Source organism: Providencia alcalifaciens, from assembly GCF_915403165.1.
Lineage (GTDB): Bacteria > Pseudomonadota > Gammaproteobacteria > Enterobacterales > Enterobacteriaceae > Providencia > Providencia alcalifaciens_C.
This window is the reverse complement of record NZ_OU659204.1, coordinates 1834529-1849015: the sequence shown is the minus strand read 5'-3', so window position 1 is coordinate 1849015 and position 14487 is coordinate 1834529. Positions and strand designations below refer to the sequence as shown.

The window sequence follows — 14487 nt, the reverse complement described above, 5'->3', positions numbered from 1 at the left end:
CGAACTAAAACGTTTTACTTAAATTTAAACCCACTTCGCTTTTATTATAGGAATAGCTTATTTTTGCACTGCTATCATTGAATTTGTAATTAACATAGAGTGTTGGTGTTAATGATAAAAACTTGTGTCCTAATAGGGTTATTTGGCTATTTAACGCCCATGACTCATCGTGTCGTTTTGTATTAAGTGCACTGTCAAAATCAAGAAAATAATGATTGCTGCTTGTTAATTTATTGATTAATTTATTCGAGCCAAATACATTGATTGAACCCACGGTTAACCCTGATACTTGATAACTGTCACTTTTATATTGCTCAATGTTTTTACCACCATATAAATTTGAAAATAAGCTCCATTGTGGATTAACCGAATAAATTGCCGTTATACTGTAATTAATATCGTAACCTGAACGCGATGCTCGTTTTCCGAAGAAAGTTTGATTTTTATACGTTAGGTTGGATAGCAAATAAATTTTATTATTGGGAGAATATGCCCCCGTAATACTCGCGCCGACACTGTAATGATCAAACAGATGCCCTCGCCAATTAATATCTACAATCGGTGAAAAAGTGACCTTTTTATTCCCATAAAGATACTGATAGCTTACTGATGAATAACTTGAAAAACGCCGTTTTGCTGAGCGATGTGGGTATTCCCATACATGTCCACCAAGGCTGGCCAACAGTGAATGTCCTCGATTCTGCCAAAGGACTTTATTGGTATTTCCTGAAAAGCCATACACCAAACCGGATTTAATTTCGCTACCTTGCATACACCACATTGCACTACATTGCTGCTCACCATTACCATGAGCCTCGGTATAGTTCGTATCATATTTTAAATTAGCATTGAAATTTCCCTGCCAATGAGCGCGATTTTCTAATGCTGTAATTTCATTATCTATCTGTTTTATTCGCTCTTCAGATAGGTTTACTCGATATTTATTTTTTATTTTTTTATATAAACTTAATGCTTCACGGTGATAGCTATTTTTTATATAGATATGAGCCAGTTTCATTTCAGAAAACACAGAGTTAGGGTTTTCATTAACTATTTTCAAATAAAACTTAAGTGACAATGGGTAATCCCCATTAAAGTAAGCTCTTTCTGCAGAAATATAATCCACCATACCTTTATCGTGATTTTTATCATTTAGATAATCAGGTAATAACTCATCGATTTGTTCAAATCGCTGCCGATTGGTTAAATCATAAAGAATAAAACCAAGGTCGTCGACAGTTTTATTAATTTTAAGTTGGATTATAACGGGTGGTTTATTCCTTGTGTTATTTATTTCCGTTAAAACTTCAATTATCTGTTCATATTGCTGATGCCCATAATTTTGTTCAGAAAATGAATTTGCAGAAAACAATAATAGAATTAATACTTCAATCTTATTAATTATTTTTTTCATCTCTCTTCCTTGTTCTTTTTCCATAAAAATACAGGTAGGCAAAATCACTTTTGCCTACCTGATAACTACAATATTGCTAAACAAAGACTGTTAAATAAAAAGATTACTCTGCGGTTTGGCTACCCGCAAATGCTGTATCATATTGATGGTCACTGTTAAACACTGCGACCCCCGCCACATGCTCTGCATTCTCACCAAAGAAGCGACCATAGTTCATGCCCGTTACGGTATCATTGGCAATTGCTGAACCTGAGAATGAGCCTGCATCCTGTATTTGCCCCTCGAGAGCAATTTTTAACTCCTCACCTTGTAATGAACCCGTGTAATCCTTATCACCAAAGTCGGCTTCAAATGTACCAGAGAGTTGTTTCTCTCCATCATATTGATTGATACCAGCGATAGTGTAAGTTGCTTTACCTTCGGTAGGGACTGCTGTTGTAGCGTCGAGACCAGAGAAGAATGCCGTATGCTTAGCATCGTCTTCCATTCCAGTTTGTGACCAATCTCCATAATAAACTTCAGCATCCGCTACTTTAGCAAACTGAAATTTACCCATACCTGAATGACTTGATGGTCCGCCACTATTAACTATTGTTACACCTTCGTCTGTTTTTGTTCCCATCTTAGTCAGACCTAATAATGAGATTGTTTTTCCTCCTGCAATACTGCGATGACCAATACCAGGATCGCCTACCTGACCTCCATGTGGACCTCTCACGACTTCCGTTCCATCAACACGAATATCCGATCTTTCTGACTCATACGTTTGGCTTTGTGCAGATTCCGTTACCGCACTCGCACAAGTAGAAACCCCCACCAACATAGCAATTAATGTAAATTTAGTGCTTTTATTCATATTCAATTTCCTTATTTTGAAAATAAAAAATTAAAAGGAGATGATGCTTTTTGCTCTGTGCTCTTGGACGTATTTGCGGGCCCACAAACTGGAAATGATTTTATGAGAATGAGTTTTATTTACAAATAGAGAAATTATAATTCAATTAAAAATCATTGTATTGGAATGATATTTTTTCTTTTTATTTTTCAATAAACTATAAAATAACCCTCCCCCTATAAATGTTAATCATCGCTGTAATGGGTTATTTTAAGTTCTATTTTTACTTATATTGGCTATTTTTTAAGAGTGATTACAGAATTAAAATGCATTAAACAATGACATTAAGATTAAATATCGGTGTTATTTTTAGATTGGTGCTAAATAATAATCTTTATTATTTAAAGAAGAATAAATATTGAGTATTGGCGGGATGAGAATAAAACTTATTGAAATGAGTAACAAAATACCCAAGAAAAAAACACTTAGAAAATGATATAAAGGCACAAAATTATCGCTATTTTGCGCCTTTATTATGATTACGCTTGGCTAAGTAATTGGGTTAATGGTGCTTCCAGTAACCGGCCTCGCCAACCAGCAAGCAGTTCAGGCTGACAGGATGTCTCTTTTAGCCCCCAATGTACCGCTAATAACTGGTTAATTTGTCGACGAGATGCTAATAACTCTGGGTTGAATTTTTCATTCTCGGCGATTTCTTTCACCACCCCTTTAATCTCTTTAAAAATGCTTTTGTATTGGCTCTGCTCAGTAATATTCGCAACCGGTGCTGGATATTGGCTTTCATCCAGTTTCTTCGCATCTTCGACAATACTTAATAAACGACGACCATGGCAGCGAATTTCTTGTCCAGATAAACCTAGGGCATCCAATTCACCTAAAGAGCTCGGTAAATAACGTGCAACTTTCCATAGATTCTCTTCTTTAACAACGAAATTTATCGCCATATCCCGCGCTTTTGCTTGATCCAACCGCCATGCCGCCAGCAGCTGTAAACACGCGAGTTGTTCATCACGTAATTGCCACGCATTGGTGATGTTTAAATAGGCTTTTTCCGGTTTGAGTGTTTTCTGACGACGGGCAACTACACGTTGGCACTCATCTTGGGCATCGGCCAAATAGCCAGCTTCCGTCACTTTTTCCATCAAAATTTTAGCCAGTGGCAGTAAATAAAGCACATCGGCCGTCGCATAATCACACTGCTTCAAACTTAAAGGACGCGCGAGCCAATCTGTGCGAGATTCGCTTTTATCTAACTCAACCCCCAGATGTTCCGCCACTAACGTAGCAAAACCACAAGAAATTGGATACCCCAAAAATGCCGCTACGATTTGGGTATCCATCATCGGTTCTGGCACACAACCAAAATCATGCATAAACACTTCTAAGTCTTCGCTGCCTGCATGCAAAAATTTCAATTGGTTTGGATTGGTTAACAGCGCCTTAAATGGGCTAAAGTCAGTCATTAATAGCGGATCAATCAATGAAACCTGTTTTCCATCATACAACTGCAATAAACCCAGCTGTGGGTAATAGGTTCGGGTGCGAACAAACTCAGTATCTAATGCTAACCATGGCGCATCACTGGCCTCTTGGCAGACTTGGGCTAATTCGCTATCTGTTGTGACTAAACGGTAATTCAAAACAAGTTTCTCTTTATTATAATTTGGTTAAATGTATCTAATTGACACAGTAACGCCGGTAAAAACCGGCGTTACACACATTGCTTTTGTTAATTCATCGCCTAATTAGCTATTCATCGCTTACTCGCTATGACGGTGATTTTTCTCGTGCTTGCTGCTCTTCGGCTCGTAATTCTTTTCGTAGAATTTTTCCTACGTTAGATTTTGGCAGCTCATCACGAAACTCAAAAATTTTCGGTACTTTATACGCTGTTAGCGAACGGCGGCAGAATGTTTTTAGATCTGCTGCGGTCAGCGCTGAATTTTTGGTGACCACAAAAACCTTCACCGCCTCTCCAGTACTTTCGCTTGGCACCCCAATTGCTGCACATTCGATAACATCAGGATGCATGGAAATCACATCTTCGATTTCATTCGGGTAGACATTAAAACCAGAGACAATAATCATATCTTTTTTGCGGTCAACAATACGAATATAGCCTTCGTCATCTATTTCGGCGATATCGCCAGTGGCTAACCAACCATCGACGATAGTTTCACTGGTCGCATCAGGGCGATTCCAATACCCTTTCATCACCTGCGGGCCTTTTACCCACATTTCCCCAGGAGTACCATGAGGAACTTCATGCCCATCATCATCTAAAAACTTCACATCGGTTGATGGAACAGGTATCCCGATACTACCACTATAAGCTGTTAAATTATATGGGTTACCAGAAACTAATGGCGAACATTCCGTTAAGCCATAACCTTCGAGTAAATGCCGCCCAGTTAGCGCTTGCCACTTCTGAGCAACCGCTTTATGTACCGGCATTCCGCCCCCAACAGACAGCCTTAAACGGGAAAAATCAAGCTTCTGAAACTCAGGGTTTTGCAACCATGCATTAAAGAGTGTGTTAACACCCGTGATCGATGTAAATGGATAGCGGGATAATTGTTTTACTGTATCTGGCACATCTCGCGGGTTGGTGATAAGCAGATTCACGCCACCCACACTAATAAACAATAAGCAGTTTACGGTCAGCGCAAAGACGTGATAAAGAGGCAGTGCCGTTACCACATATTCATGACCAAAATGTAAAACAGGACCATACGCAGCTTTAGCTTGGGCAATATTTGCGAGCATATTTCGATGCGTTAACATCGCGCCTTTGGCTACCCCAGTCGTGCCACCAGTATATTGTAAGAATGCTAAATCTTCGCCAATAATATTCGGCTTGATATATTGCATTCGATAACCTTGATGCATGGCGCGACGAAACGAAATGGCATCCGGTAAATTGTATTTTGGAACCAACCGTTTTACATATTTCACCACAAAATCCACAATTGTGGCTTTCGGGCGCGGTAGCTGATCCCCTAAGCGGGTTAAAATAACGTGTTTAACTTTGGTATTAAAAACGATTTTCTCTAACGTATGAGCAAAGTTAGAAACGATGACAATCGCTGTCGCCCCGCTATCATTTAACTGATGCTCTAACTCTCGAGGGGTATACAGTGGGTTAACATTAACCGCAACCATACCCGCACGTAAGACCCCAAACAGCGCAATGGGATACTGCAGCAAGTTTGGCATCATTAAAGCAACTCGGTCGCCTTTTTTAAGACCCAGTCCATTTTGCAGGTAGGCGGCAAATGCACGGCTTCTCTCTTCAAGTTTACGGTAGGTCATGACAGCGCCCATGTTTATGAACGCAGGCTGATCCGCATATTGAGAAACCGCATTTTCAAGTAACTCTGCTAATGACGCGAAATCATCAGGATTTATTTCTTCAGGTACATCAGCAGGATAGTTTTTTAGCCAGATTTTTTCCAAAATGTTACTCCTGAATTTAGTGAGTTATTATTTTACACAACCCCTTAACAAATTATTAACTCATTGTACCAGTTTGAAAATTAGACAATGTTAAGGTTGGGAGCTATATCACTAAATAAATTTCATTCCTTCGAGATAAAAATAAGGCGGTCAATGCCGCCCTATTCAACTTGTGATTAATTCACCAGAACTTTAGTCTGTTTATTACCATAATTAGCAGTATTATAAACACACTAGAAGCCGCTGTATAGCCAGCCTGCAAGATAGCGGTGACTTTTGAAATCAAGGTCGGTGAAACATCTGCGTCGTACATTTTCTTGGCCGTAGCGATAATTTCACGAGTGGTCATCCCCTTTGGCGTAAAAGGATAAAATTTGGCTGCTCATCTGAGTGACGGGATGCAAATACACAATTTAAATTACAGTCTCATGTAAATATATACAATAATATCCTTTTCATCCTACCCTCAATTTTTTATCAGTCTAACCACGAGTCTAATGGTTTATCACCTTTTAACACCTTGATTGCACTCACTTGGTTTAATCTCCACTTTCATCGCTTCTTTGCCGTCAATATAATATAAGTGTTGTATCCCTGAGGAGAAAACCGCTCGCCATAAATTCATGTTAGATTCATTCTGGCAGTAATTCGCTGTGAGAATTCTTTTTGCATTCTCGACTGATATATCACTCTCAAACACTTGAAGTGGAATACCTTTAACTTCATATGTCATGACAATATAATCGTCATCTTGTGATACGTTAGTCACCAGCGTATGGCTATCAATTAAAAGTGGTAATCCTTTACTTTCATTCTCAATTATCTTCTCTTTTAATTCCCTAAAATCATTGCTTTGCTTTTGTTTAAATTCTTTGATTTTATCAGGTGTTGTATTTTTCATCTCATCATCACCTAAAACATGAGATGAAAAAATACTCATAAATGGAAAAAGAAAACATAAACAAGGTGTTATAACTTTCATTTATTATCTCAATATTAGATTGATTTACCGTAATGATAGCCTGATGATGACGCAATACCTAGCAAACTGCGGGTATAAAAACCTGCCATATTAGCGGGCTGAGTGTTGAAAATTTTAATGCTGATTTCGTTGTTTTTTACACGTTTCCACTGCGGCAGAATAACTGCGGTAGTATTGAGAATAACCTTCCTCTGTTTCTAGTTTTTTCCTATATCCTGTAAAGGCATATTCTAAATCAATAAAAAAAGTGTCTTTGTATTGTTCCGCAGTGAGGTTAATCGTTAGGTTTTCACCTTCAAAAAAATAATAGCGCTCTAGTGTAGACATACTTCTCGCATGTTGTAGCTCGCCATATTCTCGCCTTAAATTATTAGTTATTTTACGAAGAAACCTATAATAGTCCCCTATATTAGCTGGCTTACTTTTATAGCTGATCCCTATTAATCCACTGAAAATAACATCATCATATTTTTGCATGATAAGTAGTTCATATTCCCCAGTACCTTCTATCGCTTCATCTAGGTTATTCGCTTTGACGATTGTAAATGGGCATCTCTCTGGATCTTCAATTATTTCATATTGCCCTGTGAGCTTGCTTTTAACTTCATTTAAATCATCACCCCATTTAAATCCAAATGGAGCAGAATTCAAGTCACTTGTCATGTGTTTGGCCGTGACCTTTAATGGTATCGATTCGTTACTTGAATTAGCCCAAGCAGTTATAGATATTATGGATGCAAGTAATAAGGAAACTATATTTACTCTTTTCATTTGAATAGCCAGCGCCCACTCAGATTTTTTATAAAAAAAATCCTAGCTTAACTAGGATTTTTAGTAAAATAATACTATTGATTAATCTTCCGTTAAATACGTCTGCACTTGAGCTGGCCCCACAGGGTATCCATAGCCCCATCCCCAAGGATGATTATAGTAATATGGGGAACCATAATACCCGTAACCCCATGGACCCGCAGGCGGTGGCATCATCACGCTTTGTGCAATACTCCAACGTTGGAAGCCAGTGACATTCATTGTCACATACTGGTAAGGTACCTCTCCGATTTTCCCTGCTTGTTCTCCAGTTATGTTACCCACAACAGTGACATAGCGGTTTTTAAAATCGTTTGGCTCAACAAAACCGTTGATATAAGCGTAGATACGACCAAGAGACGGTGAGTTTAATTCAGGTGCAGCGTCATATTTATTTAACGTCATGACCGCTATTTCAATCCGCGTTCTTTTCGGCTCATTAAAGACAGACAGCACTTTACCGCCGAAACGCGCTTCTTGACCAATATACATCTCCGGCGCATTTTGCACCGACTTAAGATTATCTGCAGGATTAGGTACCGACCCTTTAATAGACTGAGGGATAGATACACAACCTGCCAGCGCTAATATGCCCGCAAGTAATAGAGTTTTCATTACTGAGCGGTAGCTAAATTGAATTTTCATTTACCACCTCCAATTAGTAGTCATTATAAAGTGAGATAGTACGTATTAAAACTGCTGCTATTCCTTATCACATTATATGTGCAATCCAATTTTTATTAATGCTTATTTATTAAATAATAGCTCAATTAGACGCCGATTCTATGTCTTAGATTAAAAAAAATAGCTATCGGCTTTATGCGGATAGCTATTTTTCATTCGACAAAAATGATATCGATTCTATTTATTCCCGACCTGGTAATTTTTTCCAAGTCACTTCATTACGCAAATAAGTCGGTTCGACATTCTCGACCGCAGTCACTTTTCCTGCCTGCCACAGCTGCTCTGCAATAGGTAGCATATCTTGAGCTGCAGGTAGCGTGATTAGGCTGTCACTTAATGATGAGCCTTCTAATAATTCAGGATAAGCAGCCCAGCCTGTTCCAGCATAACTCCACTGCTCTTGTACTTTGGTAAATTTTGCTTTGAAATCAGCAGGAAGCATCACAGCTTCAGTTTCTTCACCTAACCAAAATCCCTGCTCATCGCGTTGGTATTGAGCGCAATATATTTCGGACATTCGTGCATCAATCGCCACCAACACACGGGAGCTATCCGTAGTTCGATATACCCCTTGTGCCAACGTCATCAGCGAGGAAACACCGATCATGGGTAAATCGGCACCCAACGCTAAGCCTTGAGCAATGCCCACACCAATTCGAACCCCAGTAAAGCTACCCGGTCCACGTCCAAATGCTAGTGCATCTAATTGATTTAGTTTAATGCCTGCTTGCGCCAGTACTTCTTCTACCATCGGTAATACTTTTTGGGTATGTTCGCGAGGAGAGATTGCAAAACGCGAAATAATTTCACCGTCGCACAGTAATGCGACAGAACAAGCTTCAGTGGCTGTATCAACAGCTAGAATACGACTCGACATGCCTAAACTCCGGCAAATATTAGTTTTTTTGTTGTCGCCTCATGACGGCAACCTGAAAGATGGGCGGTATCTTAGCATAAACTGCCCACTGGATTGCATAAAATTAGTGTTTCTCAGTCGCTTCCGCGCGCTTTGTTGCCAAAAATTCAATCGCTTTATTCAGATCTCGTGTACGTGGCGAAGGTGGTAAACTTCGCAAAAATACCTCTCCGTAGGGGCGTGTTACGAGTCGATTGTCACAAATCACAATCACGCCGTAATCTTTTGTGTCGCGGATCAAGCGTCCAACCCCTTGCTTTAATGTGATGACAGCATCAGGCAGTTGAACATCGGCAAATGGGTCTCCGCCTCGAAGTTCACAATCTTCAATCCGAGCGCGTAATAACGGGTCATCCGGTGCAGTAAACGGGAGTTTATCGATGATCACGCAGGTCAGTTCATCACCTCGGACATCAACCCCTTCCCAGAAACTACTCGTAGCCACCAAAACGGCATTTCCTGCCGCAATAAACTGTGCCAGCAATTTATTTTTACTGCTTTCCCCCTGCATAAGCACGGGCAATGTCAGCGACGCTTTAAATTCTTCAGCTAATTCCCTCATCATTAAATGAGAGGTACATAAAAAGAAGCAGCGACCTCGGTTTTTTTCAATTAACGGGCGTAACATATTGGCGAGCTTTTGAGCGCTCCCCCGTTGATTAGGTTCCGGTAAAAAGCGAGGCACACACAGCAAAGTTTGGCTTTCATAATCAAACGGACTTGCGAGCAATAACGTTTTCGCGCAATTGAGTCCTAATCTGTCAGTAAAGTGGCTCAGTTTTTCGTTAACAGAAAGAGTTGCTGATGTGAACACCCAACTAGCCGGCGTACTGGCAATCATTTCACTGAATTTATCAGCGACAGTGAGTGGTGTTAAAGCTAATAAAAAGTGACGTCCGTAGCTCTCAAACCAGTAACTATAACCCGGTATGGTGACATCTTTTAAGCGGTTAAGACGGTTGCGGTAAATCGTCACGCGCTCAAAAATAGAATCCAAACTTTGGGAACGCCCTAATGACGTTTTGATGACTTCATAACAGAGTTCCAGTGCATCATCCAACAGCGTTAACGCTCGCTGAACTTCGGATAATTTCAGTAATTCCCGTAAATTCCCTCTAAAGCTGTTTTCCCCTAAGTTAAGACGAAAATCCAGTGTGCTTTGCGTCAGCCTATCGGCACTTTTTTGCAATTGGGCTTGGTCTTTTAGCTCTGTACGATACGTCATTATCATATCGCGCGCTAAATCTAACAGTTGCCGACTACTGAGTTGCTGACCAAAATATTGGCTTGCAATATCAGGAATTTGATGAGCTTCATCGAAGATCATTACATCAGCTTGGGGGATCAACTCCCCAAAACCCGTATCTTTCACCACTCTATCAGCCATAAAAAGATGATGGTTAACAACTACCACATCGGCATCAAGGGCTTTACGACGAGCTTTGAGTACAAAGCACTCTTGGTAGCGGGGGCAATCACTGCCTAAACAGTTATCGTTGGTGCTAGTGACTAACGGCCAAACGGGGCTATCTTCAGCAATATCATGGCAAGTACTGGTATCCCCCAATTCTGATTCGATGGACCAACTGCGTAATCTCACAACCGCTGTGAGGATCTCCGGCTCTAGGCTACCTCCACCGAGGGATTGCTGATCTAACCTTTCAAGACACAGATAATTTGAGCGACCTTTTAGAAGCGCCGTTTTACCTGTGTAGTTCATCGCATCGATAATCGTTGGTAGGTCGCGGTGATAAAGTTGGTCTTGCAAGGCTTTCGACCCCGTAGAGACAATCACTTTTTTGCCACTACGTAATGCAGGGACAAGGTAAGCGTAGGTTTTCCCTGTTCCTGTCCCCGCTTCAGCCACCAGCACATGCTGCTGCTCAATGGATTGAGTGACTGCGTCAGACATGGTGACCTGCGCCGCTCGAGGTTGGAAACCGGGAATTGTTTTTGCTAGAAAGCCATCTTCTGAAAAGTCGTTAGACACTACGAACCTATATTGCTTACCGTTGATGGGCACACTTTACCATGAGTTCAAGATGGCTGCTGAGCTAATTATCGTTTCATCAATGAACTGATTTTCATCATAGTAGCAAACTGATATCCTTGGTCAGCATTGATAATAAGGAACAATTATGACTATTGAACGCATTGACCCAGATACCCGTTGGTCTGAAGCTGTTATCCATAACAACGTGGTCTATTACACTAGCGTCCCAGAAAAACTGGATGGCGATATTATTATTCAAACCGCAGATACCTTAGCCGCTATTGATGTCATGTTAGGCCGTGTGGGTTCCGATAAAAGCAAAATTTTAGATGCGACTATCTTTCTTGCAGATAAAGCGGATTTTGCTGGCATGAACCAAGCGTGGGATGCATGGGTTGTTGCGGGTAGCGCACCTGTTCGTTGCACGGTTCAAGCGGCTCTGATGAAGCCTGAATATAAAGTTGAGATCAAAATCGTTGCCGCGATTGATTGATACTATTTGATAACTATTTGAAGTTTGATTAAGACTTGAAGAAAGAGGGCTAAACGCCCTCTTTCTTACTCATTTATTTTGTACCTATTTATTTTTTGCCTATTATCACCAATGGTACGAATAGCTTAACCCTGCTTGAACACCATCATGGTTATAATCCGTTTTTTGCCATCCTGCATCGGCGCGTAATGTGGAGTTTTTCGTTACATTCACATTAACCCCCGCAGCCACGTATGGAGTAACACTTTTCTCTGAACCTTTATCATAGGCATAAGCGCCGATGTACGGTATGTACCCCGTAAACGCATCACGGTCGCTATTCAATTTAAATGCGCTACCCACTTTTCCATCTAACGTGACTACATCATTGATATGGTGATCCACTCGAATACCAAGGTCGATATTTGTACGTTTGTTGCCCATACGTCCATATTGCGCAGCAAATTCCGCATTTTGCGCTTCAGAATATCCACTGCGATTAATATCTTTATAGGTCAATGCCACTTCAGGTAGCAATTGAGTCTGAGGTGCAATGGAAATTCCGTAACCTGCACTTAAGCTTGCTTGATAACCTTTGATAGTCGCGTTGCCTTGTCCTCCTTCCGTATTTTGCAAGGTATCACGCGTGATCACTACCCCTTGTTTCAGGTATGATGCCGACAAGTCTGCATAGAGACCTTCATTATTACGATTTTCTTGATAGCGAATATAACCGCCCACTCCAGGATGATTGCTACCACGAGTATCATAATTGCTAGTAAGTGTCGTGTTATTGGCAAAATTCATCGCCACACCAACAGTCCAGTTTTCTGCTGGTAAACGCAGTGTTCCATTCAGCCCCGTAGCCACGCGGTGATTACTTGATACGGTGTCATATTGAGTAAATAGCCCGACACAGTAGTCGTCCTGCCCTAACTGGCAGCGGCTTGAACTGAGTGTCTCTAAGCTATTTTGGTAGAGATCGAGCACTTCAAATCCACGACTCGCGGTACGAGACATCGCGCGGCTGCTATTGGTCGCATCCACCGTTACAATCGTCGGTTTGGTTGGGTCGACTGGTTTCATTGGGTCAATCGGTTTTACTGGACCAACTGGTTTTGTTGGGTCGATTGGTTTTGTTGGGTCGATTGGTTTTGTTGGGTCGATTGGCTTCGTTGGGTCGACCGGTTTAACTGGTTCAACTGGCTTAGTTGAGGCTTCCTTAATTTTCCACAAAACAGCATGGCTCTCACCACTGTCTGTGATTGAAGTTCCAGCCACGACCATACCATCATCCGATACCGAATACGCCGTTGCGTTACCAAGGTTATCAGATTGCAACGTGCCCAAATTCACCATACCCGTTGCTTCAGTCCATCGGAAAGCCTGCATATATTGATTAGAATCAGTGTTCGATTCTCCAACAATTACTGAGCCATCACTGGAGAGATCATAAGCTTCTGAATAACCTGAATTGTCCGACTTTAATGTCCCTAAGCCTTTCATGCCGTCCTTTTCAGTCCAGCGGAAAACCATTGTGGAATCCCTGTCATAATCAGAGTCCGAATCCCCAACGACCACTTTGCCATCTTTTGACAAAAAATCTGCTCCTGAACTACCGGAACCATCCGCTCTGAGAGTCCCCAATCCTTTCATTTTCTGACTGCTAGCAGTCCAAATAAAGGCTGTTTTTTCATTATGATCCGTATCTGAATACCCTGCAATGACAGAGCCATCCATGGATACCGCATTCGCCGCAGAGCTGCCTTTGTTATCCGTTCTAACAGTCCCTAGATCAATCGTTCCTACCTCTTTTTTCCAACGGAATGCTCTGTTATAACCAATATCTGAATCAGAATCACCAACAACGGTTGACCCATCACCAGATAACGCCAGCGCCATTATTCGACCGGAGTTATCTGATCTTAAGCTATGAAGCTGTGTTACTTCGTTTTTCTCATTCCAAACTAAAGCAACTGTCGTATTGTTTTTAGTGCCACCACCCGTGATAACTTTTCCATCATCAGAGACCTGTGATGCCCACGTACCATTGATATCAGGAAGACTTGATAAACGGACCATGCCACCGTTTTGACGCCAACGATATGCACTTCCTCGCCCATCATCTGTATCCGAATGACCGATAATCGTTGAACCATCCTTTGATATACCATTGGTTGTCGCGCGACCGCTGTTATCTGCTTTCAGCGTGCCTAAATGCATGATCCCTTTGTCTTGTGACCAACGAAATACACCCGAATCGCGATTATCCAAGCTTTCATTTCCCGCAATAACCTTTCCATCACCTGAAATCGAAAGATCTTCAGAATCAACACCAGAACCAAGATCGATATCAACTTTTTTCTCAATTTCGAGCTTATTATTCGCAGAATATCCTTGAGACGTTAATAATGAAATCCCAACAGCCACTGCCAGACTTAGTTTATTTAGCTTCATAATATTTTTTCGCATAATTTAGTTATTATGAGAATTTAAATTAATTATCAATTCTCAACGTAAAATCCAATAGAAACCATTCCTTTTAAAAGCGGAGAGAAGAATATCACTTAAGAAGGATTAAATATATTGGCAAAACCAAGAATTGAAAAGTAAATAGAACAATAAATTGCTCAACGAAAAAATCTTAGCAACCAAAATTATTCAATTGAAATTAAATGATTTTTTTATTTTTAAATTCAACTCTAATTTATTATTAAATAAGTTAAATTCAAATGCATTCTGATTTTAAGAATTTCCTGTAAAATATACATTTTATTATTTTCGGTATAAATCCAATGTAAATATAAAATTGAAATATAATAATGAATTGATAATGGAACGTTATACGTTTGTTTAAAGTGTAATATTCCATAAATGCACGGTTACTAAGTGAATTAAATTCAA

Annotated in this window: 11 protein-coding genes and 1 pseudogene; 1 reads left to right on the top strand and 11 read right to left on the bottom strand. The window is 40.5% G+C overall.

Going from position 1 to position 14487, the window contains the following annotated elements:
• Positions 1 to 4: 4 nt before the first annotated feature.
• The 10 genes and pseudogenes from LDO73_RS08540 to LDO73_RS08495 form a co-directional block, all read right to left on the bottom strand.
• The gene (locus LDO73_RS08540; RefSeq protein WP_224061025.1) at positions 5 to 1438 is read right to left on the bottom strand and encodes a surface lipoprotein assembly modifier; all 1434 of its coding nucleotides are present in this window, start codon (positions 1436 to 1438) and stop codon (positions 5 to 7) included.
• Positions 1439 to 1517: 79 nt separating this feature from the next.
• Complete coding sequence (locus LDO73_RS08535; protein WP_224061024.1) at positions 1518 to 2270, bottom strand: Slam-dependent surface lipoprotein; 753 nt, start codon at positions 2268 to 2270, stop codon at positions 1518 to 1520.
• Positions 2271 to 2788: 518 nt separating this feature from the next.
• Positions 2789 to 3910 carry a ribonuclease D gene (gene rnd / locus LDO73_RS08530; RefSeq protein WP_224061023.1) on the bottom strand — a complete coding sequence of 374 codons (1122 nt, stop codon included), beginning with the start codon at positions 3908 to 3910 and terminating at the stop codon, positions 2789 to 2791.
• Between the two features lie 127 nt (positions 3911 to 4037).
• Complete coding sequence (gene fadD / locus LDO73_RS08525; protein ID WP_224061022.1) at positions 4038 to 5726, bottom strand: long-chain-fatty-acid--CoA ligase FadD; 1689 nt, start codon at positions 5724 to 5726, stop codon at positions 4038 to 4040.
• A gap of 268 nt (positions 5727 to 5994) precedes the next feature.
• Positions 5995 to 6121 (bottom strand): annotated as a pseudogene (locus tag LDO73_RS08520) (transposase); the annotation flags it as partial.
• 110 nt (positions 6122 to 6231) lie between these two features.
• Complete coding sequence (locus LDO73_RS08515; protein WP_224061021.1) at positions 6232 to 6627, bottom strand: hypothetical protein; 396 nt, start codon at positions 6625 to 6627, stop codon at positions 6232 to 6234.
• A 195-nt stretch (positions 6628 to 6822) separates the two neighbouring features.
• A complete protein-coding gene (locus LDO73_RS08510) occupies positions 6823 to 7479 on the bottom strand; it encodes a hypothetical protein (protein WP_224061020.1) in 657 nt (218 codons plus the stop codon).
• An 81-nt stretch (positions 7480 to 7560) separates the two neighbouring features.
• Complete coding sequence (locus tag LDO73_RS08505) at positions 7561 to 8163, bottom strand: Slp family lipoprotein (protein WP_224061019.1); 603 nt, start codon at positions 8161 to 8163, stop codon at positions 7561 to 7563.
• Positions 8164 to 8383: 220 nt separating this feature from the next.
• Complete coding sequence (gene tsaB / locus LDO73_RS08500; protein WP_224061018.1) at positions 8384 to 9079, bottom strand: tRNA (adenosine(37)-N6)-threonylcarbamoyltransferase complex dimerization subunit type 1 TsaB; 696 nt, start codon at positions 9077 to 9079, stop codon at positions 8384 to 8386.
• Positions 9080 to 9182: 103 nt separating this feature from the next.
• Complete coding sequence (locus tag LDO73_RS08495) at positions 9183 to 11108, bottom strand: ATP-dependent DNA helicase (protein ID WP_224061017.1); 1926 nt, start codon at positions 11106 to 11108, stop codon at positions 9183 to 9185.
• Between the two features lie 148 nt (positions 11109 to 11256).
• Between LDO73_RS08495 and LDO73_RS08490 the strand changes: the two genes are divergently transcribed.
• Complete coding sequence (locus LDO73_RS08490; protein WP_036948225.1) at positions 11257 to 11604, top strand: RidA family protein; 348 nt, start codon at positions 11257 to 11259, stop codon at positions 11602 to 11604.
• A gap of 105 nt (positions 11605 to 11709) precedes the next feature.
• Here LDO73_RS08490 and LDO73_RS08485 read toward each other — a convergent pair whose 3' ends face one another.
• Positions 11710 to 14040 carry an autotransporter domain-containing protein gene (locus LDO73_RS08485; RefSeq protein ID WP_224061016.1) on the bottom strand — a complete coding sequence of 777 codons (2331 nt, stop codon included), beginning with the start codon at positions 14038 to 14040 and terminating at the stop codon, positions 11710 to 11712.
• Positions 14041 to 14487: the final 447 nt, after the last annotated feature.